This is a genomic window from Microbacterium testaceum (assembly GCF_001476285.1).
GTDB lineage: Bacteria > Actinomycetota > Actinomycetes > Actinomycetales > Microbacteriaceae > Microbacterium > Microbacterium testaceum_B.
On record NZ_LDRU01000044.1, the window covers coordinates 1 to 20,178 of the forward strand.

The window sequence follows — 20,178 nt, forward strand, 5'->3', positions numbered from 1 at the left end:
CCCGCCCGCTCACCCGGAGGTGCGTTTTCGCCCCCGGATCGGGGAAGATGGGCAGAACGCCCGCCGACAGAAAGGGGCCGCATGCCCGAGGGACAGGTGCTCGAACTCGCTGGCCTGACCAAACGGTTCGGCGCGGTGTCAGCCGTGGACTCCCTCGACGCGCGCGTCGAGCCCGGCCTCGTCACCGGCTTCCTGGGGCCGAACGGCGCCGGAAAGACCACGTCGCTGCGCATGCTGCTCGGACTCGTGCGACCCACCTCGGGCACCGCCACGATCGGCGGCAAGCGCTACGCCGACCTCGCCTCGCCCCTGCAGACGGTGGGCGCGGCGCTCGAGGCGTCGAGCTTCCACCCCGGTCGCTCCGCCGCGAACCACCTCAAGGTGTACGCGCGCGCCGCGTCGCTCCCGACGTCGCGCATCGACGAGGTGCTGGGCCTGGTCGGCCTCGCCGACGTCGCCGGACGCCGCGTGGGCGGCTTCTCGCTCGGCATGCGCCAACGCCTGGGCCTCGCGACGGCCCTCCTCGGCGACCCGGGCGTCCTCGTGCTCGACGAGCCCACGAACGGCCTCGACCCCGAGGGCATCCGGTGGATGCGCTCCCTGCTCCGCCACCTCGCCGAAGAGGGACGCACCGTCCTCATCTCGTCGCACCTCCTGGCCGAGGTGCAGCAGACCGTCGACGCGCTGCTGATCATCTCCCACGGCCGCCTGGTCTTCCAGGGCGGTGTCGAAGACCTCGCCGACCCCGACGAGTACGCCACGGTCGTCGACGCCCCGGACCGCGCGGCGCTGTCGGCGCTGCTCGACGAGCGCGGCATCCCGTACCAGTTGCTGCGCAACGGCTTCACGATCCGCCACCTCGAGCCCGTCGAGATCGGCGCTCTCGCCGCCGGCGCCGGCATCGCCCTGTCGCACCTGCAGAGCAAGGGCGCGAGCCTCGAAGACATCTTCCTCGAGCTCGTCAGCGGCGTGCGCGTCCACGCGAGCGCGGGAGGCACGACGGCCGCGGCACCGACCCCCGATCCCGTGCTGCCGGATGCCGCGACGCCGGTCCCGGATGCCGTGACCCCGGCGCCCGCGGCGGCCCCGGTCGACCCCGCGGCGGCGCCCGTCGACGACGTCGCCGCAGCGGAACCGGCACCCTCGACCGACCTGGTCACGATCCCGGCGCCCGCTCGCGAGGCCCGGGTGGAGTCGCCGTCCGAGGAGTCACGGCACGAAGAGCCGAGACCGTCGTACTCGGTGGCATCCACGGGTGTCATCGACGTGGTACCGCCCACCCACGCACAAGACGGAGGCACCGCCCCGGAAGGCGCAGCTACCGACAGCACGGAGGTGTCCCGATGAGCCTCGTCGCCGCCACGCGTTCCGAGTACACGAAGCAGTTTTCCACCGCCGGGTGGTGGGTGCTCGCGATCGTGCTCGTGGTCTACGTCGCCTTCACCGCGGGCGTCCTCGCCCTCGTCTTCGGCGGCGTGGCTTCCGGCCGGCTGACCGGCAACGGCCCCGCGCCGCAGACCGAGGGCCTCGCGGGTCTCGTCTACAGCTCGGCGAGCGGGGTCGGCTACGTCTTCCCGCTGCTCGTGGGCACCCTCATGGTCACCACCGAGTTCCGGCACAAGACGCTCACCCCGACATTCCTCGCCACACCGCGCCGTGGGATCGTCCTCGGGGGGAAGTTCTTCGTCGGCATCGTGGTCGGCCTGCTCTACGGCATCCTCGGATCCGCCGCCGCGATCGCGGCGGGCGCGGGCGTGCTCAGCATCTTCGGCGTCGACGCCGAGCTGGGTTCGTCCGACACTTGGACGCTCGTCGGCCGCATGCTGCTCGCCTTCGCCCTGTGGGCGGTGGTCGGTATCGGCGTCGGAACCGTCGTGCGCAACCAGGTGGCCGCGATCGTCATCGTGCTCGCCGTCACGCTCTTCATCGAGCCGATCGTGCGCACCCTGGGCGGACTGGTGTCGGGCTTCAGCGAGGTCGTGAAGTGGTTCCCGAGCGCCGCGAGCGACGCCCTCGTGGGCAAGACGATCTTCGGCGCCATGTCGTCCGGCGGCTCCGGATCCCTCGACTGGTGGGTCGGCGGCCTCGTGCTCCTGGCCTACGCGGTCGTGTTCCTCGTGATCGGCCTGTTCACGACCTGGCGTCGCGACGTCGACTGACCCGGCGCACAGCGCATTTGGCGCGGCTTCCCGCGTCGGCGAGAATCAACCGTGCTCGATGGACCGGTGATCGCCGAGTGGCTTCCCGTCTCGGTGGCCGCCCTCGTCGTCCTGCTGATCGCCGCGGGCGTGGCCGGATGGGTCGACGCTGTCGTAGGCGGCGGCGGCCTGATCCAGCTGCCGGCCCTCGTCATCGCGGTGCCGAAAGACGTCGCGACCCCGTTCATCCTCGGCACGAACAAGCTGTCGTCGTTCTTCGGCACCCTCTCGGCGAGCTGGGTGTACCTGCGCAAGATCAGGGTGCAGCTCGTGCTGCTGATCCCCCTCGTCGTGGGTGCCTACGCCGGGTCCACGCTCGGCGCGGCGCTGTCACGATACGTCCCGCGCGAGGTGCTCACCCCGATCGTCCTCGTCGCCGTCATCGCCGTGGCGCTCTACACGCTCCTGAAGCCCAGAATGGGCCTCGAGCACGAGCCCCGTCACGACCGCGCCGCGGCCGTCGCGTGGCGTGCGGGGGCGATCGGTCTGCTGGTCGGTTTCTATGACGGCATCCTGGGTCCGGGCACCGGGTCGTTCTTCGTGATCCTCATCGTCGGCGTGCTGGGCTACGGCTTCCTGCAGGCGAGCGTCAACGCCAAGATCGCCAACCTCACCACCAACCTCGCGGCCCTCGCGGTGTACGGCGTGCACGGCGAGATCCTGCTGGTCCTCGGCCTCGCGATGGCCGCGATGAACGTCACGGGCGGGTTCATCGGCGCGCACATGGCGACCCGCCGCGGCAGTGGCTTCGTGCGGATCGTGTTCCTCGTGACGCTGTCGATCCTCATCGTGAAGCTCGCGTGGGACACGGTGGTCCAGTTCACGTCCTGAGCGCGTTGCCCTGCCGCTCGCCCTCACCCTCGCTGACTGTCCAAGAAACCCGGACGTCTCAGAAAATCGTCCGTGTGTTTTGGACACTCAACCCGCTGGCGACGCACGGGAGCGAGCGGAACCCGCGAGATCTCAGGCGACGATGTCGGCCACGTCTTCGGGTTCGGATGCCACGTCGAGACGCAGCGCCTTGAGCAGGGCCACGCCGTGCTTGGTGGTGAGGACGAGCCGCTCGAACTCGTCGTGACCCGTCAGGTCGACCACCACGCTGGGCTTGCGGCCCCGGATGATGACGAAGTCGTTGCCGCCCGCCGACTTCCACGTACCCGCGCCCACGGCGACGGGAAGGTTGATGCCCGGGTTCGGCACGCCGCGGAGCCACGTCCACGCGTCGTCGGTCAACTGCACGCGATCGATGTGCTCGCGGGGCACCACGATGTTGTTCTTGCGGAACGAGAGCGCGCGCTCGGTCGGCGACAGCACGACTTCGAGCTGCGTCGAGTCGAGCAGCAGGGTCACCATGGCATCCATCCTGCCAGCCCTCCCCGGGGGCGACGGAGCCACGACCTTACGAGAGCGCAACGATCGTGTTTCCGGTCGCGCATCCGGGTCGGCGCCGTTCCCGGCCCGGATGTCGGAGGCGAGGGATAGCCTGGAGCGATGAGTACGGGCAGTGTTGCGCCGCGAGTCGCACCGGCCCGAGGCACATCGATCGACGATCTCCTCGCGCGGGTCCAGGGCGGTCACCGCCCCGACGTCGATGAGACCGAACAGCTGTTGCACGCCCCTCTCGACGCGTTGTTCGGCGTCGCCGGAGCACTGCGCGACGACGGCCTGGCGCTCGCCGGGCGCCCCGGGGTGCTGACGTACTCACGCAAGGTGTTCGTCCCGCTCACGACGCTCTGCCGCGACCGGTGCCACTACTGCGTCTTCGTCGACACCCCCGGCCAGCTGAACCTGCTGCGCAAGCCCACGTACATGAGCCCCGAGCAGGTGCTCACGGTCGTGCGACAGGGGCAGGCGCTCGGCTGCAAAGAGGCGCTCCTCACCCTCGGCGACCGCCCCGAGGAACGCTGGCCCGAAGCCCGCGCGTGGCTCGACGAGCACGGCTTCGCGTCCACGATCGACTACGTGGCCCACATCGCGCGGCTCATCACCGCCGAGACGGGCATGCTCGTGCATGCCAACCCCGGCGTCATGCACCCCGACGAGCTGTCGACGCTGCGTCCGGTGTCACCGTCGATGGGCATGATGCTCGAGACCACGTCGCGCCGCCTCTACGAGGAGCCCGGGCAGGTGCACTACGGCTCGCCCGACAAAGACCCCGACCTGCGTCTGCGCGTGATCGACGACGCGGGGGCCGCCGGCATCCCGTTCACGACGGGCATCCTCGTCGGCATCGGAGAGGCGGTGCGCGACCGTGCCGAGTCGCTCATCGCCCTGCGCGACCTCGACGACCGGCACGGCCACGTGCAAGAGGTGATCGTGCAGAACTTCCGCGCGAAGCCGCGCACCGCCATGCAGGGCGCCCCGGATGCCGACATGCACGAGTACCTCGCCACGGTCGCCGTCGCGCGACTCGTCTTCGGACCCGACATGCGCATCCAGGTGCCGCCGAACCTGTCCGACCCGCGCGAGCTCGGCGCCCTGATCGCGGCGGGCATCGACGACTGGGGCGGGGTCTCGCCGCTAACGGCCGACCACGTCAACCCCGAGCGTCCCTGGCCGCAGATCGACGATCTCGCGGCGCAGACCGCCGCCCACGGCTACACGCTGCGCGAACGCCTCACCGCGCATCCCGAGTTCGTCCAGGATGCCGCCCACTGGATCGACCCGGCCCTTCACGCGCCCGTGCGGGCCCTGGCGGACGCCGCGGGGCTCGCGACCGACGTGATCCCGCGCGCGGTGCCGGTGGTCCCGCGCGCGGTGCCGGAGGGAGGATCAGGGACGAGCGGAGGACCCGACGCCGACCTCCCGTCCTCCGCTCGTCCCTCGTCCTCCGCTCACCACGCCGCGAGCTCCGGCACCACGAGCTCCAGCACCACGAGCTCCAGCACCACGAGCTCCGGCGCCGCGAGCTCCGACGCCGCAAGCGCCGACCCCGGCGTGAAGCGCCTCGCCGAGCGGGCGGCATCCGACCCTCTCGCGCTCGACGACGCGGACTGGACCCGCCTGCTGCACACCACCGGGGCCGAGCTCGACACCCTCGCCGCGACCGCCGACGACGCCCGCCGCTACACCGTGGGCGAGCCGATCACGCTCGTGCAGAACCGTAACCTCACCTCGACGGGGTTCCGGCGCGCAGGTCGCGCGGCGGCGGGCGAGTTCGATCTCGACGACGCGGCGGCCATCGCCGCCGACGCCGCCGACCTCGGCGCGACCGAAATCTGCATCCAGGGCTCGCTGCGCCCCGACGAAGACCCCTCGGGCTACCTCGACCTCGTGCGCGCCGCGAAGCGCGGGGCTCCCGGCATCCATGTGCACGCCTATCGCCCGGCGGACGTCCGCGACCTCGCCGATCGCGGCGGACTCGGGCTCGACGGCGCTCTCGCCGCGATGCGCGACGCGGGCGTCGACACCGTGCCCGGCACGGGCGTGAAGATCCTCAGCGAGCGCGTGCGCGCCCTCGTCGCGCCCGGCGACCTCGACATCGACCGCTGGGTCGAGGGGATCACCGCCGCGCACCGCGCCGGGTTCCGCTCGACCTCGGTGCTGTTCTACGGCCACGTCGAAACGGCCGAAGAGCGCATCGCGCACCTGCGGCGCCTGCGCGAGATCCAGACCGAGACGCGCGGTTTCGCCGAGTTCGTGCCCATCCCGCTTCCCGGGGGCGATGTTCCGCTCGTGGCGGGGCGTGCCCCGGTCGACGAGCACCGCGCGATGGTCGCCGTGTCGCGGCTGCTGCTCTCGGGCAGCATCGCGCACGTGCAGATTCCGTGGACACGCGTCGGCCGCGACACCGCAGCCGTGCTGCTGCGTTCCGGCGGAGACGACCTCGGCGGGACGCTCTACGACGGGCGCGTGCTCCCCGACACGGGCATCGAGCAGGGGCTCGAGCTGCCGGTCGCCGCGGCCGAGCGCCTCGCCCGCAGCCTCATGCGGCCCTTCCGGCAGCGGACGACCGACTACCGGGTGGCACCCGCGTGACCTCGCTCGAGCGCATCGTCGACGTCGCGATCGTCGGCGCCGGATTCGCCGGCCTCGCCATGGCGGGGGCCCTGCGTCGAGCCGGCCGCGACGACTTCGTCGTGCTCGAGCGCGCCGACGACGTCGGCGGCACCTGGCGCGACAACACCTACCCCGGCGTCGCGTGCGACGTGCCCGCGCACCTCTACAGCCTCGCCGCGCACCCGAACCCGCACTGGTCGCGGACGTTCGCCCCGGGCGGTGAGATCCAGACGTACCTGCGCGACGTCGCGGCGCGCGAGCGACTCGGCGACCGTCTGCGTGTGCGCACGCCGATGCTCGGAGCGGAGTGGGATGCCGCGGGCACGGTGTGGCGCATCGACACCGGCGCTGACCCGCTCGTCGCCCGCTCCCTCGTCCTCGCGTGCGGCCGCTTGACCGAGCCGCACGTCCCCGCGATCGATGGGCTCGAGTCGTTCGACGGACCCCTGTTCCACTCCGCCCGGTGGGACCATGACGTCGACCTCACCGGCAAGCGGGTCGCCGTCGTCGGCACCGGCGCCAGCGCGGTGCAGCTCGTCCCCGAACTCGCCCGCCGCGCCGCGCACGTGACGCTGTTCCAGCGCACCCCCGCGTGGATCGTCCCGCGCGGCGGCGGTGAGATCCCCCTCGCGGACCGCGAGCGTCTCGCCGAGAACCCCGGCGACCTCGCTCGCCTGCGCGCCGAGCTCTACGCCGAGGGAGAAGAACGCTTCGCGTCGCGCTCGGGCGACGCCGCGGCATCCGCCGCCGCTCGCGAGATGGCGCTCTCCCACCTGCACGCCCAGGTGTCCGACCCCGCCCTGCGCGCGGCGCTGACACCGGACTACGCCTTCGGTTGCAAGCGCGTGCTCCTGTCCGACGCGTTCTACCCGGCCGTGGCGTCGGATGCCGTGACCCTCGAGCCCACCGCCCTGACCGCGGTCGACGGTTCCGCCCTCACCGCTGCGAGCGGTGAGCGGTACGAGGCCGACATCCTCGTCCTGGCGACCGGCTTCGCCTCGACCCGGCAGCCCTACGCCGACCTCGTGCGGGCGGGCGGCGCCACCCTCGCCGAGCACTGGTCCGAGGGCATGACCTCGTTCGGGTCGACCGTGGTCGCGGGCTTCCCGAATCTCTTCGTGCTGAACGGTCCCAACGCGAGCCTCGGCCACAACTCCGCGGTCCTCATGGCCGAAGAGCAGGCGTCCTACGTCGTACGTGCGCTTGCCGAACGCGACCGCCGCCCCGACCGGACCCTGCGCGTCCGCCCCGAGGCCGAAGCGGCGTACACGGACGAGATCGCCGCGGCCGCGGCATCCACCCCCTGGCTGACCGGCGGATGCCGCAACTGGTACGTGGATCACCGGTCCGGGCGGTTGACCCTGCTGTGGCCCGGAACGGTGCAGGCTTTCCACGAACGTCTCGTCGGCACCGACGGGTCGGAGTTCCTCCCGTCCGTCCACGCCCCGTCAGCCGAGCCCGCCGAAGCGACCCCCACCCATCCACGCCCCTAGGAGAGTTCATGAGCGTTCCCCTGCGATTCGGATACAAGGCCTCGAGCGAACAATTCGGGCCCAACGAGCTCCTCGACTTCGGCGTGCTCGCCGAAGAGATGGGCTTCGACTCCGTCTTCCTCTCCGACCACCTGCAGCCGTGGATGCACGACGGCGGCCACGCCCCCAACGCCCTCCCGTGGTTGGGCGCACTCGGAGCGCGCACCGAGCGCGTGATCATCGGCACGAGCGTGCTGACGCCCACGTTCCGCTACCACCCGGGCGTCATCGCCCAGGTCTTCGCGACCCTGGGCGTGATGTACCCCGGCCGCGTCGTGCTCGGCGTGGGCACGGGCGAAGCGCTCAACGAGGTGACGCTCGGGCTCGAGTGGCCCGAGGCGCCCGAGCGCTTCCAGCGCTTGAAGGAAGCCATCACGATCATCAACGAGCTGTGGGCCGGCGAGCGGGTCACCTACGAGGGCACCTACTACTCGGTGAAGGATGCCACGATCTACGACCGCCCCGAGCAGAAGGTGCCGATCTACATCGGCGCCTCGGGGCCGGCGGCCACGCGGCTGGCCGGACGCATCGCCGAGGGCTACATCACCACGAGCGGCAAAGACCCCGAGCTGTACACCGAGAAGCTCCTGCCCGCGCTCGACGACGGTCTCGCCAAGGCCGGCCGCACCCGCGACGACGTCGACACCCTCATGGAGGTGAAGGTGTCGTACCACCCCGACCACGACACCGCGCTCGAGAAGACGCGTTTCTGGGCCCCGCTCGCCCTCACCGCCGAAGAGAAGATGAGCGTCCACGACCCCATCGAGATGCAGCGTCTCGCGAACGAGCTGCCGATCGAGCGGGCGGCATCCCGGTTCATCGTCTCGACCGACCCCGACGAGCACGTCGAGCGCATCGCGCGGTACGTCGACCTCGGCTTCCGCCACCTCGTGTTCCACGACCCGGGCCACGACCAGGAAGAGTTCCTGCGCACGTACGGCGAGGAGATCCTGCCGCGCCTGCGCAAGCGTTTCGGCTGAGGCGGGTCGCGCGCACCGGAATCGGAGCGTTGCGCAGGAATCGGACCGACGAGATCCCGGCATCCGATTCCGGTACGTCGCTCCGATTCCGCGCACGCTCCTCGGCCTCACCCGGGGACCGCGCGCCGACGCCGAGGCGAAGATTCGGGTGGCTGCCCGCGCAAGGCGGGAATCGCAGCACGAATCACCGGCGCACCGCTACCCCCGTCCGCGGATGTCCGACCTTCGGCACACAATGGATCCGATGAGCACTCCTGAGATCCACGACGGCTGGACCGTCGTCGTGCCGGTCAAGCCCGCCGCCCTGGGCAAGACGCGGCTGACCGCCGTGACGGCGGACCGCGAGGCCCTGGCTCGCGCGATCGCGCTCGACACGATCGCCGCGGTCGCGGCCACGGCCCGCGTCCGGCGCGTGCTCGTGGTGACCGACGACGCCGAGGTGCGTACGCAGGTCGCGCAGTGGCCCGCGGTCGACGTCCTGGCCGAGGGCGAGGTCCGCGGACTCGACGCGGCGATCGCCACCGGCGCCGACGCCGCGGGGGTGAACGCTCCGCGCGCGGCCCTCCTGGGCGACCTGCCGGCGCTCACGTCGCGCGATCTCGATGCCGCGCTGATGCTCGCGGGCGAGGTCGAACGGGGACTGGTCCCGGATGCCGAGGGCACCGGCTCCACCCTCGTCACCGCCCGTCCCGGTGCGGTGTGGGTCTCCGCCTTCGGCGCCGATTCCGCGGCACGCCACCGGCTTCTGGGCTGCACCGACCTCACGGTCCCGCGGGAGTCGACTCTCCGCCGCGACGTCGACACCGCAGCGCAGCTGGCGCAGGCGGTCGCCCTCGGGGTCGGCCCGCGCACCGCGGCCGTCCTGGCGTCCGCCGCGGCCTGACGCGCGGCATCGCCCTCCGCCGGACGCGGCCCGGGCACGCGAGACCCGCTCGCCCTGCCGCAGATTCGGAGATGCGCAACGGATCCGGATGAGATCGCTCTTGGCATCCGGATCCGCGGCTCATCTCCGATTCTGCGCGCGCAGCCGAGGCATCCGATTCGGCCGCGTTCGTCCGATTCCGGTGAGCCCTCGACCCGCGTCGCGCCGATCGGATCTCGGCGAACCGAGAACTGATTCCGCGAATCGGACAATACCCAGTGTGAGCACACACGACGGCGACATCATCGTTCGGTCCCTGACACACGGGGCCGCCTTCGCCGACCTCTACGACCGGCACCAGCGCGTCGTTCACAGGTACGTCGGTCGGCGCCTCGGGGCCGCCGTCGCCGAAGACATCACCTCCGAGACGTTCCTCGTCGCCTTCGACCGCCGCGCCTCCTTCACCGGCGGTCTCGACGCCCGCCCGTGGCTGCTCGGCATCGCAACCGTGCTCATGCAGAAGCACGCCCGGCTCGAGGCCCGCGCCTGGCGGGGGATGCACGCTGCCGATATCGCCCGCGTCCATGTCGACGACATCGAGACAGCCGACGAGCGGATGGATGCCGACAGCCTCGCGCCGCACCTCGGCTCCGCGCTCGCCGACCTCTCACGCGGCGACCGCGACGTGCTGCTCCTGCACACCTTCGGCGACCTCGACTACGCCGGCATCGCCGAGGCCCTCGGCATCCCTCTCGGAACCGTCCGCTCGCGCCTCAGTCGGGCGCGACGGAAGGTCCGCGCCGCCATCGCCCCGCACGTCACCCCGGCACCGCGCCGAGAAAGAGAGAACCACCGTGGATGAGATCTCGCTGTTGAACCGCGTCCGGGCCGACGTGCCCGAACGCACCCCGGACGACGTGATCCGCGGCCGCGCGGCGCTGCTGCGCGCGATCGAGGCACCCGCCACGGCGCCGGCCCGACGTCCGCGCCGCCCGTGGATCTGGGTCGGCTCCGCGGTCGCTGCGACCTGTGCCCTCACCGGGGTGTTCGTCTTCGGCGGAGCCCTGGGCGCTCCGGGCGGCGCCGATCCGGCCGCCGCCGCCGTCCTCGGCGCAGCAGCTACGGCCGCGCGCGACGTCGTCGACCCGGTCGTCGGTCCGGGGCAGTATCTCGAGGTGCGGACGGATGCCATCTACGCGGCGTCGGGAACGACGGAGGCGGACACAGAGGAGGCGCGCGAACGCGACACCACCACCGAGGCGAGCGACGTCACGTCGTTCCTCGAGCGAGACCTGCGGGCACTGTGGGTACCGGCTGACCGATCCGCCGATTGGATCGAGGTGCGGTGCGCGCGCGTTCCCGTCCAAACATTCGGACCCCGCTCCGAGACGTTCGCCGCCGAGTCGGGCGGTGTGGAAGACAACGCGCGGCAGGTGTTCCCGGGGGGAAAGACCGAATACGGCGCCCCCATCACGATGCTCGATGCCGACTCGGCCGCCGACCTTCCGCGCGACCCTCACCAGTTGCTGGAAAGGATCTACCAGGAGAACGGCAACGCCGGTCCCTCGCGCGACGGCGAGGCACTCGTGTGGCTCGCCGACCGGCTGCGTTCGGGCACCGTGCCGGCGGAGTTGCGCTCGGTGTTCTACGACACCGCCGCGCTCATCCCCGGCGTCACGATCACCGAGGAGCAGGCGACCCTGAACGGCCGGACCGGCACGGCGATCGGCCGCGACGAGGGCGAGAACGGCTTCCGTCAGGACATCATCATCGACCCCGCGACGGGGGAGTTCATCGGCGAACGGCAGGTACTCCTGCGCCCCGGCGCCGACATGCCCGCGGGCACGGCCACCGGCTCCACGTCGGTGACCACCACGGTGGTCGACGCGGTGCCCGAGGGGACGAGCCTGTGCGAGGGATGACCGGCATCGGCCCCGCCGACCTCCTGCTGCCGCCGACGCACGTGGTGATCCTGACGGGGGAACCGGATGCCGTCGCCCTCGCGTTCCCGGAACGCCGGTCCCGCTAGCCCTGCACGCAGATTCGGAGATGCGCTACAGATTCGGATGAGATCGCTCTTGGCATCCGGATCCGGTGCGCATCTCCGATTCTGCGCGCGATCGAGGCCGGAAGCGCGCCCCGGACTCAGGCCCGGAGCGCCGCCTCCGCGATCGTCGCGGACGTTTCCTCGTCGCGCATCCACAGGGGTGCCACGACCGCACGGATCCCGGCGGCCTCGACCTCGGGCGCCGCGGCGGCGTCTTCCTCGGCCAGCAGCCACGCGTCCAGTACTCCGCCCGCCGACCGGGCGCCGTAGTGCCGAGCGACCGCGGCCGCAGACGTCTCGACGCCGATCGCCGTGAGGCACACGTCGGCCATCCCGCGCACCACCCGCCCGCTGATGATCGGAGAGACCCCGACAACGCGCGCCGACGTCGCGCGAAGAGCGTCCCGGATGCCGGGAACGGCGAGGATCGGCCCGATCGACACGACGGGGTTCGACGGCGCAAGGAGCACCGCATCGGCCTGCGCGATCGCCTCCGCGACACCCGGGGCGGGCGTGGCATCAGGGATCCCGGGGTTCTCGAACGCGCGCGGAGGCAGTTGCGCGCGGTGCCGCGTCCACCACTCCTGGAAGTGCAGACGCCGCCCGTCCTCGAGCAGAACGTGCGTGTCGACCTCGCTGTCGGTCATGGGCAGGAGCCGGATGCCGAGCGGCCAGCGCTCCGCCATGCGCGCGAGCACCTGGGTCGGGGTGAGCCCCTCGCGCAGCCACCCGGTGCGCGCGAGGTGGGTACCGAGGTCGAGGTCGCCGAGCGTGAACCACGGCCACCCCGCGCCCCACGCCTGCAGTTCCTCGTTGACCCGCTCGGTGTCGCCCGCGCGGCCCCACCCGCGCTGGGTGTCGTTGACGCCGGCGAGGGCGTAGGTGATCGAGTCGACATCGGGCTGCAGGCGGACGCCCGAGAGCCACAGGTCGTCACCCGTGTTGACGACGACCGTGGCTTCGGGCGCTCCGAGCCGACGAAGGGCGGCGCGGACGCCGAGGGTGAACTTCGACCCTCCGACTCCACCGGCGAGGACGACGACGCGAGGTACGGAAGACTCCATCAGGACAGTCTTCCACCGCTGCGGTGGGTGCGAGCGTCAGGGCGACACGGCCGCGACCGGCCGCCACGTCGCACGCCGACGGCGCGGTCGGCGAGCGTCGGCCGGACGCGGAACCACGAGCGCCGGGCGGCGCCACAGCACGAGGGCGGCCACGGCCACAACCGCGAGCGCGAGCGACAGGACGACAAGGGCTGTGGCGAGAAGCATGCCTCCAGCCTCGCGAGATCGCGGCCCCGGCACATCGGCACAAAGGACGACGTTCCTCCCCCGCGAGGATGAGATCGCCGCTATTGCGCCAGCAGCGTCGGATCCAGCGCCTCCGCGGCTGCCTTCGCCGCACCCGGCAGCGCGTCGAGCACCTGCTCGAGCGCCGCGTCGTCGTGCGCGGCCGTGAGGAACCACGCCTCGAAGACGCTCGGGGGCAGCGAGACGCCGGCATCCAGCATCGCGTGGAAGAACGGCGCGTACCGGTACGACTGCTGCGTGAGGGCCGTGGCGTAGTCGCGCGGCACCTCGGGCAGGAACGCGACGCCGAACAGCGAACCGGCGCGCGGTACGGCGTGCACGACGCCCTCGGCCGTCAACGCGGCGTCCAGGGCATCGGCGATGCGGGATGCCGACGCGTCGACCGCCGCATACACCTCGGGCGTCGCGAGCCGCAGCGTCGCGAGGCCCGCGGCCACCGACAGCGGATTGCCCGACAGCGTCCCGGCCTGGTACACCGGCCCGAGCGGCGCGAGGTGGTCCATGACCTCGGCGCGACCGCCCAGGGCGGCCAGCGGCATCCCTCCCCCGACGACCTTGCCGAACGTGAGGATGTCGGGCAGGTAGGTCTCTCCCTGCGACGCCTGCAGGCCCCAGAAGCCCGCGGGGTGCACGCGGAAGCCGGTGAGCACCTCGTCCATGATGAGCATCGCGCCGTGGCTGTGCGCGATGTCGGCGATCGCGGCGTTGAAGCCCGGGAGCGGCGGGACGACACCCATGTTCGCGGATGCCGCCTCGACGATGATCGCGGCGATGTTCTCGCCGTGCACCGCGAACGCCTCGCGCACCGCGTCGAGGTCGTTGTAGGGCAGCACGAGCGTCTGCGCCGCGATCGGCGCGGGAACCCCGGCCGAACCGGGCAGCGCGAGCGTGGCGACACCGGATCCGGCTGCGGCCAGGAGCCCGTCGGAGTGCCCGTGGTAGTGCCCGGCGAACTTGATGAGCAGGTCGCGCCCGGTGACGCCGCGCGCGAGGCGGATCGCCGTCATCGTCGCCTCGGTACCCGTCGAGACCAGGCGAACCTTCTCGACGGGCTTCAGGTCGCCGACCTGCACGCGGTGCGCGATCAGGTCGGCGAGCTCGACCTCGGCTCCGGTCGGCGCGCCGAAGGACAGACCCCGGGATGCCGCCTCCCGCACCGCATCGACGACCTCGGGGCGCGCGTGACCCAACAGCGCCGGGCCCCACGAGGCGACCAGGTCGACGTACTCGCGACCCGCGGCATCCGTGATCCGGGGCCCGGACGCCGATTGCACGAACCGCGGCGTCCCCCCGACGGAGCCGTACGCCCGCACGGGCGAGTTCACCCCGCCCGGGATGACGTCCTTGGCGCGCGCGAACCACTGGTCGTTGAGGTCAGTCATGTCTTCCATTCTTCCGGGCGGGCGCGCGTGAGGGGTCGACAACTGTCGCTTCACCGCCGCGCAGGCGACAGAAATCGACCCCTCACGGGCCCGGAGCGCCGGCCTAGAGCTCGGCGCGGAGCCAGCGGGCGGCCTCGAGCGCCCAGTACGTCAGGATCGCGTCGGCGCCGGCACGACGGATGCCGAGCAGGCTCTCCATGATCGCGCCGCGGCGGTCGATCCAGCCGTGAGCCGCGGCAGCCTCGACCATCGCGTACTCGCCCGAGACCTGGTACGCCCAGACGGGCACGTCGACCGAGGCCTTCACGTCGGCGAGCACGTCGAGGTACGGCAGAGCCGGCTTGACCATGACGACGTCGGCGCCCTCTTCGACGTCGAGCAGCGCTTCGCGCACGCCCTCGCGGCCATTGCCGGGATCGAGCTGGTACGAACGCCGATCGCCCTTCAGCTGCGAGTCGACCGCCTCACGGAACGGACCGTAGAAGGCCCCCGCGTACTTGGCCGAATAGGCGAGGATCAGCGTGTCGGTGAAGCCCTCGGCATCCAGGGCTTCGCGCACCGCGCCGACCTGGCCGTCCATCATCCCCGACAGCCCGAGCATCGCCGACCCCGCGCGCGCCTGCGCCAGCCCCATCGCGGTGTAGCGCTCGAGGGTCGCGTCGTTGTCGACCGACCCGTCGGCCTGCAGGACGCCGCAGTGTCCGTGGTCGGTGAACTCGTCGAGGCAAAGGTCGGTCTGCACGACGAGCGCATCGCCCACCTCGGCCACGACCGCCTCGGTCGCGAGATTCAGGATGCCGTTGGGGTCGTCGGCCCCGGAACCCACCGCGTCGCGCGTCTCGGGAACGCCGAACAGCATCACGCCGCCGATGCGCTCTTCCGCGGCCTCGGCGACGGCACGGCGCAGCGAGTCGAGCGAGTGCTGCACGATCCCCGGCATCGAGCCGATCGGGCTCGGCTGGGTAATGCCCTCGCGCACGAACATCGGCAGCACGAGCTGCGAGGGGACGAGGTGCGTCTCGCGGGCGAGACGACGGACGGCGGGAGTGCGCCGGAGGCGACGCGGGCGGTGCTCGGGAAAGCTCATGAGGTCGATTCGTCGGGGGCCAGGGGGAAGCGGGCCACGGCCTCGATGAGCGACTCGACGGTCTGCTTCTCGGCGACCACGTCGACGCTGAGCCCGGCGCGCTTGGCATCCTTCGCCGTGCGCGGACCGATCGCCGCGATGACGGTGGATGCCGGGATCTCGGGGAACTGCGCGACCACCTGTTCGGCGACGGAGCCGCTGGTCACGAGGATCGCGTTGATGCGCCCCGAGTGGACGTCGCCGGCGATCTTCTCGGTCACCGGCACGCCGACCGTGCGGTACGCCACGACGCTGCGGACATCGTGGCCCGCCTCGATCAGCAGGCGCGTGAGCACCGGCTTGGCGATCTCGCTGCGCAGGGTCAGCACCTTGCGCGGCTCGGACTCGAGGTCGATCATCTGCTCGGCCATGCCCTGGGCGGAGTTGTCCCGCTCGGGGACGAGGTCGACGCGATAGCCGACCGCCTGCATCGCCGCAGCAGTGGTCTCGCCGACGACGGCGACCTTCGTCTCGGCGGGGATGACGGCCCGATAGGCGTAGAGCACGTCGACGGTGGTGGCGCTCGTCAGCGTCAGCCAGTCGAACGCACCCGCGGCCAGGTCGGCGAGCGCCTGCTCGAGCGTGGCCTGGTCGTTCGTGGGCGCGAAGTTGATGAGCGGCGCAATGACCGGGACCGCTCCGCGCTGGCGAAGGCTCGCCGCGACACCGTCACCCCAGGGCCCGCCGCGCGGCACGAGCACGCGGCGGCCGGCGAGCGGTTTGGGCACGCTGCCTGTCGAGGTGGTCGGCGTGTGCCGGTGGCCTTCATTCATGTGGTCGACTCTCGTGGTACCAGGTCGGCCGCCCCACGTTCGAGCAACCGACGCGCGGCTTCTCGGCCTATCCGCGCTGCCCGCGCGATGAGACCCCCGTCGTCGGCAGCATCCGCTCCATTGCCACTGCCCGTTTCCCGAGCATACCCCGGGTCGGCGCGCACGGGCTCGGCGCGCACGGGCTCGGCGCGCACGGGCTCGACGCGCACGGTCCGGTCGATGCCGATGCGATGCGCCCCGTCCAGCGCATACACGACGGCACGCAGCCGCAGATCGCCGTCCGCGATCGACGCGTGCGTTCCGACGGGCGCGTGGCATCCGGCATCCAGGACCGACAGCACCGTCCGCTCCGCGGTGATCGCGGCGCGCGTGGCCTCGTCGTCGAGCGTTGCCAGCGCCGCGAGGGTGTCGGCGCCGATGTCGGCGCGCGTCTCGACGGCGAGCGAGCCCTGCCCCGGGGCCGTCGGCCACTCCGCGAGGCCGAGCGCTTCGGCGCGCAGCCCACCCAGCTCTCCGCCCAGGCGCGAGATCCCCGCGGCGGCGAGGATGACGGCATCCAACTCCCCGTCGCGCACGCGCGCGAGACGCGAGTCGACGTTGCCGCGGATGTCGTGGATGTCGAGGCGCGGGTTGTGACGGAGCGCCTGCGCGATCCGGCGCGGCGAGCCCGTCCCCACGCGCGCACCCGCCTCGAGGGCGTGCAGGGGGGTGCCGTCGCGAGTGACCACGACGTCGCGGGCGTCCTCGCGCGGCGGCGTCGCGGCGATCACCAGCCCCTCGGGCTGCGCGGTGGGCAGGTCTTTGAGCGAATGCACGAGGAAGTCGCAGCGGCCGGCGGCGAGCGCCTCGCGCAGGCCGTTCGCGAACACGCCGCGGCCGCCGAGCTGCGAGAGAGAGGCCCGGTTGACGTCGCCCTCCGAGACGATCGGCACGAGCTCGACCTCGCGGCCCGACGCCGCCGCGACGGCGTCGGCCACCATCTGGGACTGCGCCAGGGCCAGCGCGCTGCGCCGGGTGCCGAGGCGCAGGGGGGCGGTCACTGGAGGATCTCGGGGATCTCGTCCAGCGTGACCAGGCGACCGGTGTAGAACGGCACCTCCTCGCGGACGTGGCGGCGAGCCTCGGTGTAGCGGAGATCGCGCATCATGTCGACGAGGTCGGTGAGCACGTCGGCCTCCATCGGCAGGAGCCACTCGTAATCGCCGAGGGCGAAGGATGCCACGGTGTTGGCGATGACGCCCTTGTAGGCGGAGCCCTTCTTGCCGTGCTCGATGAGCATCTCGCGGCGCTCGGCCTCGGGCAGGAGGTACCACTCGTAGCTGCGCACGAAGGGGTAGAGGCACAGCCACTGCTGCGCCGGGATGCCGCGGAGGAAGCCGGGCACGTGCGAGCGGTTGAACTCCGCGTCGCGGTGAACGCCCATCGCGTTCCACGTCGGGAGGAGGTTCTTCAGCAGCTCGGTGCGGCGGAGGCGCCGCAGGTCGCGCTGGAGGGCCTGCGGGTCCGGGCCGTGGAGCCAGATCATGAGGTCGGCGTCGGCGCGGAGCCCGCTGACGTCGTAGAAGCCGCGGACGGTGACACCGTCGGCCTCGATGAGGGCGGTGAGATCCGCGAGCTCGGTGGCATCCGAAGCGGTCACCGGGTTCTCGGGGTCGCGGCGGAGGATGGCCCAGAGCGTGTAGATGGAGGAGCTGTCGTCGGACATGCCTCTCAGTCTCGTCCGGTGCACGCGGTCGATCAAACCGATTGGCTCACTCCCGAGCCTTTTCGCGCAGCGGGATGCGCCGGTGGGCCGACGGTTGGTACTGTGCCCCGACGGCGTCGGGGGACGCCCGCCGAAAGGGTGCCCCATGTGGCTCTACGACTTCCCCATGGCTGTGGGGCTGCCGCTGTTCATCATCTTCGTCGTCGGGATCTCGTGCGGCATCCTGCTCGTTCTGCGCAAGTGGGTCTTCCGGGTCGCGCCGCAGGGTGAGGAGTGGGACCGCGTCCTCAGCTACGCGGTCGGCGCGTACGGCGTGTTCTACGGCGTCACCCTCGCCCTCATCGCCGCGGCCGCGTACGGCAACTTCACCGAGGTCGACGGCATCGTGCTCGAGGAATCGTCGTCGCTCGCATCGCTCTACCGCACGGCGACGCTGCTCCCCGAGCCGCAGCAGGACGAACTGCAGAACCAGATCGTGCAGTACACGCGCGCCGTCATCGACGACGATTGGCCGGAGCAGCGGCAGCTGCGTCTCCCATCGGAATCGGATGCCAACATCACCGGCATGCAGAAGGCCATCGACGCCGTGCAGCCGACGTCGGCGGTCGAGGTCGTGTACGTGCAGGAGGCGCTCGAGCAGTTCCGGCAGCTCGTGCACGACCGCCGCGACCGCATCGCGCTGACGCACCTCGCCCTCCCGGGTGTGCTGTGGATCGTGCTGGCGGTCGGCGCGCTGCTGAACGCGGTGCTGCTCGGACTCATCGAGGTGCGGAACCTGCGGATCCACCTCCTGATGTCGGGGATGCTGGCCCTGTTCGTCGCGCTCCTGCTCTACGCGATAGCCGGCTTCGACCACGCGTACGCCGGCCCGATCGCGGTGTCGCCGGAGTACTTCCAGGACCTGCTCGACGGGTTGTTCGTCAACGAGCCGTAGGCGGGCGGCTCCCCTGCGGTCGGTGGCGCGGACCGTCAGGCGGAGATCGTGCACGACACGCCGGTAGCCGGAGGCCGTCAGCGGCGCGTCGGCGCCGGACTCCGCACGACGGCACGCCCGCGGCATCCGGAATATCCACCGGATTCCGCAGGACGGCACGCCCGCGCCATCCGGAACACCATCCGAAACCGCACGACGAAGCGGCCCGCCCCCGGCGGGGGAACGGGCCGCTTCGGGAAGCCTCAGCGCGTGTACGCGCGGACGATGCCCCAGACCGCGAAACCGACGAGGCTCGCGACACCGGCGACGACCGCCGCGGCCGCGCCCGGGTTACGCTGCGCGGTCTCGCGCACGTCGCGGATCTTCTGATCGACCGCCTCGCTCGCGCGGCGCGGGATGTTCGCCTTCTCCTCGAGGGCGGCGAGCGCCGCCTTCAGCTCCGCGCGCGCGGACTGCACCGGGTCGGTGATGCCGAGCGGCACCGCGGTGCGGGGTACGGGGACGGGACGCTCAATACTCACTGCCGGCCTCCTTCACGATGCGGACGTCTTCGGCGATCGCCTCGCCCGGGTTCTCGCGGTTCGACAGCTTCTTGAACCGCAGCCATCCGAGCAGGGCGAGCACCGCGGTGATGACGATCATCACGCCGAACACGATGAGCGCCGCGGCCCACACCTGCAGCCAGAGCGACAGCAGGGCGATCACGAACGCGAAGAACACGGGGACGGCCCAGAACACCACGATCAGCGCCCCGACGAACCAGCCGGCACCGATCCCGGCGTCTTTCGCCGTGCGCTGCGCCCAGGCCTTCGCCCCGTTGATCTCGGCGATGACGAGGTTGCGGACGAGCTCGGGGATGTCGCCGATCAGCGTGAACAGGCTGTCGTCGGAGCGATCGCGGAACCCGCGAGGAGTGGTCATGCCTCAGCTCCCGGACGAGGTGGAGCCGCTCTTGGCCGCGCGAGCGCGCGTGGTCGCGGTCTTCTCGGCCTGCTTCGCGTCGTCGACCGAGTCCTCGACCACGTCGGCCACCTCGGATGCCGACTGCTTGGCCGCCTTCGCTGCCCGCTCCGCACGCTCTTGGGCCGTGCCGGACTGGGCGGCGGCGCCGGTGACCGACTTCGCGCCCTTCCAGACCACGCCGGGGACGGACTTCAGAGCCGACACGCCGAAGGCCTTGACCTTCTCGACCTGTCCCTGGACGACGGGCTGTTCCCAGACCTTCTCGGCCTGCGCCTTGATCTGCTCGTACCGTTCGCGTCCCGCGCGTGCACCGAGCACGTAGCCCGCCACGAGTCCGACGACGAGTGCTGCTTTGCCCCTCATGGGG

At 71.7% G+C, this 20,178-nt stretch carries 21 protein-coding genes; 10 read left to right on the top strand and 11 right to left on the bottom strand.

The features are described 5' to 3' along the window. Window positions 1-81: 81 nt before the first annotated feature. From NS283_RS08955 to NS283_RS08965, 3 genes are read left to right on the top strand one after another with little or no spacing between them, the layout of a single operon-like run. A complete protein-coding gene (locus NS283_RS08955; protein ID WP_058596519.1) occupies window positions 82-1,347 on the top strand; it encodes an ABC transporter ATP-binding protein in 1,266 nt (421 codons plus the stop codon). Continuing rightward, the gene (locus tag NS283_RS08960) at window positions 1,344-2,159 is read left to right on the top strand and encodes an ABC transporter permease (protein ID WP_058596520.1); all 816 of its coding nucleotides are present in this window, start codon (window positions 1,344-1,346) and stop codon (window positions 2,157-2,159) included. The genes NS283_RS08955 and NS283_RS08960 overlap by 4 nt, the downstream gene beginning before the upstream one ends. 51 nt (window positions 2,160-2,210) lie before the next feature. Further along, the gene (locus tag NS283_RS08965) at window positions 2,211-3,029 is read left to right on the top strand and encodes a sulfite exporter TauE/SafE family protein (protein WP_058596521.1); all 819 of its coding nucleotides are present in this window, start codon (window positions 2,211-2,213) and stop codon (window positions 3,027-3,029) included. Between the two features lie 132 nt (window positions 3,030-3,161). Here the strand turns inward: NS283_RS08965 and NS283_RS08970 are convergent, their stop codons facing one another. Beyond that, window positions 3,162-3,560 carry a hypothetical protein gene (locus tag NS283_RS08970; RefSeq protein ID WP_241492219.1) on the bottom strand — a complete coding sequence of 133 codons (399 nt, stop codon included), beginning with the start codon at window positions 3,558-3,560 and terminating at the stop codon, window positions 3,162-3,164. Between the two features lie 129 nt (window positions 3,561-3,689). Here NS283_RS08970 and cofG point away from each other — a divergent pair, with 129 nt between their 5' ends. From cofG to NS283_RS09000, 6 genes are all read left to right on the top strand, one after another. Further along, window positions 3,690-6,176 (top strand): 7,8-didemethyl-8-hydroxy-5-deazariboflavin synthase CofG, encoded by a 2,487-nt coding sequence (gene cofG / locus NS283_RS08975; protein ID WP_153003317.1) that lies wholly within the window; start codon window positions 3,690-3,692, stop codon window positions 6,174-6,176. Continuing rightward, window positions 6,173-7,690 (top strand): flavin-containing monooxygenase, encoded by a 1,518-nt coding sequence (locus NS283_RS08980; protein WP_058596523.1) that lies wholly within the window; start codon window positions 6,173-6,175, stop codon window positions 7,688-7,690. Before cofG ends, NS283_RS08980 begins: the two co-directional genes overlap by 4 nt. A gap of 8 nt (window positions 7,691-7,698) precedes the next feature. Beyond that, window positions 7,699-8,709: a glucose-6-phosphate dehydrogenase (coenzyme-F420) gene (fgd, locus tag NS283_RS08985; RefSeq protein WP_058596524.1), complete on the top strand. Its 1,011-nt coding sequence runs from the start codon at window positions 7,699-7,701 to the stop codon at window positions 8,707-8,709. A gap of 244 nt (window positions 8,710-8,953) precedes the next feature. Beyond that, the gene (cofC, locus tag NS283_RS08990) at window positions 8,954-9,592 is read left to right on the top strand and encodes a 2-phospho-L-lactate guanylyltransferase (protein ID WP_058596543.1); all 639 of its coding nucleotides are present in this window, start codon (window positions 8,954-8,956) and stop codon (window positions 9,590-9,592) included. Between the two features lie 259 nt (window positions 9,593-9,851). After that, entirely contained in the window at window positions 9,852-10,433 is a 582-nt protein-coding gene (locus tag NS283_RS08995; RefSeq protein ID WP_241492220.1) for an RNA polymerase sigma factor, read from the top strand. After that, window positions 10,426-11,493: a CU044_5270 family protein gene (locus NS283_RS09000; RefSeq protein ID WP_058596525.1), complete on the top strand. Its 1,068-nt coding sequence runs from the start codon at window positions 10,426-10,428 to the stop codon at window positions 11,491-11,493. The genes NS283_RS08995 and NS283_RS09000 overlap by 8 nt, the downstream gene beginning before the upstream one ends. 223 nt (window positions 11,494-11,716) lie before the next feature. On the opposite strand, the gene cofD is transcribed toward NS283_RS09000, so the two are convergent. The 7 genes from cofD to hemQ form a co-directional block, all read right to left on the bottom strand. Further along, on the bottom strand, window positions 11,717-12,682 hold the full coding sequence (gene cofD, locus NS283_RS09005; protein ID WP_058596526.1) for a 2-phospho-L-lactate transferase: 966 nt from the start codon (window positions 12,680-12,682) through the stop codon (window positions 11,717-11,719). A 36-nt stretch (window positions 12,683-12,718) separates the two neighbouring features. Beyond that, complete coding sequence (locus tag NS283_RS18885; RefSeq protein ID WP_193752653.1) at window positions 12,719-12,889, bottom strand: hypothetical protein; 171 nt, start codon at window positions 12,887-12,889, stop codon at window positions 12,719-12,721. A gap of 80 nt (window positions 12,890-12,969) precedes the next feature. Then, a complete protein-coding gene (gene hemL / locus NS283_RS09010; protein ID WP_058596545.1) occupies window positions 12,970-14,310 on the bottom strand; it encodes a glutamate-1-semialdehyde 2,1-aminomutase in 1,341 nt (446 codons plus the stop codon). Window positions 14,311-14,413: 103 nt separating this feature from the next. Then, entirely contained in the window at window positions 14,414-15,397 is a 984-nt protein-coding gene (hemB, locus tag NS283_RS09015) for a porphobilinogen synthase (protein WP_058596527.1), read from the bottom strand. Further along, a complete protein-coding gene (locus NS283_RS09020; protein WP_058596528.1) occupies window positions 15,394-16,209 on the bottom strand; it encodes a uroporphyrinogen-III synthase in 816 nt (271 codons plus the stop codon). The genes hemB and NS283_RS09020 overlap by 4 nt, the downstream gene beginning before the upstream one ends. Continuing rightward, the gene (gene hemC, locus NS283_RS09025; protein ID WP_058596529.1) at window positions 16,206-17,249 is read right to left on the bottom strand and encodes a hydroxymethylbilane synthase; all 1,044 of its coding nucleotides are present in this window, start codon (window positions 17,247-17,249) and stop codon (window positions 16,206-16,208) included. Before hemC ends, NS283_RS09020 begins: the two co-directional genes overlap by 4 nt. After that, window positions 17,246-17,914: a hydrogen peroxide-dependent heme synthase gene (gene hemQ / locus NS283_RS09030; RefSeq protein WP_058596530.1), complete on the bottom strand. Its 669-nt coding sequence runs from the start codon at window positions 17,912-17,914 to the stop codon at window positions 17,246-17,248. Before hemQ ends, hemC begins: the two co-directional genes overlap by 4 nt. Window positions 17,915-18,059: 145 nt before the next feature. On the opposite strand from hemQ, the gene NS283_RS09035 reads away from it, so the two are divergent. Then, a complete protein-coding gene (locus tag NS283_RS09035) occupies window positions 18,060-18,848 on the top strand; it encodes a bestrophin-like domain (RefSeq protein ID WP_058596531.1) in 789 nt (262 codons plus the stop codon). Window positions 18,849-19,090: 242 nt separating this feature from the next. Here NS283_RS09035 and NS283_RS09040 read toward each other — a convergent pair whose 3' ends face one another. Genes NS283_RS09040 through NS283_RS09050 form a run of 3 tightly spaced genes read right to left on the bottom strand, consistent with a single transcriptional unit; the run spans window position 19,091 to window position 20,174 of the window. Further along, window positions 19,091-19,369, bottom strand: a complete 279-nt coding sequence (locus NS283_RS09040) for a hypothetical protein (protein ID WP_081317345.1) — start codon at window positions 19,367-19,369, stop codon at window positions 19,091-19,093. Then, window positions 19,359-19,769 (bottom strand): phage holin family protein, encoded by a 411-nt coding sequence (locus NS283_RS09045; RefSeq protein WP_058596532.1) that lies wholly within the window; start codon window positions 19,767-19,769, stop codon window positions 19,359-19,361. Before NS283_RS09045 ends, NS283_RS09040 begins: the two co-directional genes overlap by 11 nt. Window positions 19,770-19,772: 3 nt before the next feature. Further along, window positions 19,773-20,174, bottom strand: coding sequence for a hypothetical protein (locus NS283_RS09050; RefSeq protein ID WP_058596533.1), 402 nt, complete (start codon window positions 20,172-20,174; stop codon window positions 19,773-19,775). Between the last annotated feature and the right edge of the window lie 4 nt (window positions 20,175-20,178).

What these genes read in the sequence shown, in the direction of transcription:
- NS283_RS08955 (WP_058596519.1), top strand. Translation starts at nt 82, where the DNA reads ATGCCCGAGGGACAGGTGCTCGAACTCGCTGGCCTGACCAAACGGTTC.
- NS283_RS08960 (WP_058596520.1), top strand. Translation starts at nt 1,344, where the DNA reads ATGAGCCTCGTCGCCGCCACGCGTTCCGAGTACACGAAGCAGTTTTCC.
- NS283_RS08970 (WP_241492219.1), bottom strand. Translation starts at nt 3,560, where the DNA reads ATGGATGCCATGGTGACCCTGCTGCTCGACTCGACGCAGCTCGAAGTC.
- cofG (WP_153003317.1), top strand. Translation starts at nt 3,690, where the DNA reads ATGAGTACGGGCAGTGTTGCGCCGCGAGTCGCACCGGCCCGAGGCACA.
- fgd (WP_058596524.1), top strand. Translation starts at nt 7,699, where the DNA reads ATGAGCGTTCCCCTGCGATTCGGATACAAGGCCTCGAGCGAACAATTC.
- cofC (WP_058596543.1), top strand. Translation starts at nt 8,954, where the DNA reads ATGAGCACTCCTGAGATCCACGACGGCTGGACCGTCGTCGTGCCGGTC.
- cofD (WP_058596526.1), bottom strand. Translation starts at nt 12,682, where the DNA reads ATGGAGTCTTCCGTACCTCGCGTCGTCGTCCTCGCCGGTGGAGTCGGA.
- NS283_RS18885 (WP_193752653.1), bottom strand. Translation starts at nt 12,889, where the DNA reads ATGCTTCTCGCCACAGCCCTTGTCGTCCTGTCGCTCGCGCTCGCGGTT.
- hemL (WP_058596545.1), bottom strand. Translation starts at nt 14,310, where the DNA reads ATGACTGACCTCAACGACCAGTGGTTCGCGCGCGCCAAGGACGTCATC.
- hemB (WP_058596527.1), bottom strand. Translation starts at nt 15,397, where the DNA reads ATGAGCTTTCCCGAGCACCGCCCGCGTCGCCTCCGGCGCACTCCCGCC.
- NS283_RS09020 (WP_058596528.1), bottom strand. Translation starts at nt 16,209, where the DNA reads ATGAATGAAGGCCACCGGCACACGCCGACCACCTCGACAGGCAGCGTG.
- hemQ (WP_058596530.1), bottom strand. Translation starts at nt 17,914, where the DNA reads ATGTCCGACGACAGCTCCTCCATCTACACGCTCTGGGCCATCCTCCGC.
- NS283_RS09035 (WP_058596531.1), top strand. Translation starts at nt 18,060, where the DNA reads ATGTGGCTCTACGACTTCCCCATGGCTGTGGGGCTGCCGCTGTTCATC.
- NS283_RS09045 (WP_058596532.1), bottom strand. Translation starts at nt 19,769, where the DNA reads ATGACCACTCCTCGCGGGTTCCGCGATCGCTCCGACGACAGCCTGTTC.
- NS283_RS09050 (WP_058596533.1), bottom strand. Translation starts at nt 20,174, where the DNA reads ATGAGGGGCAAAGCAGCACTCGTCGTCGGACTCGTGGCGGGCTACGTG.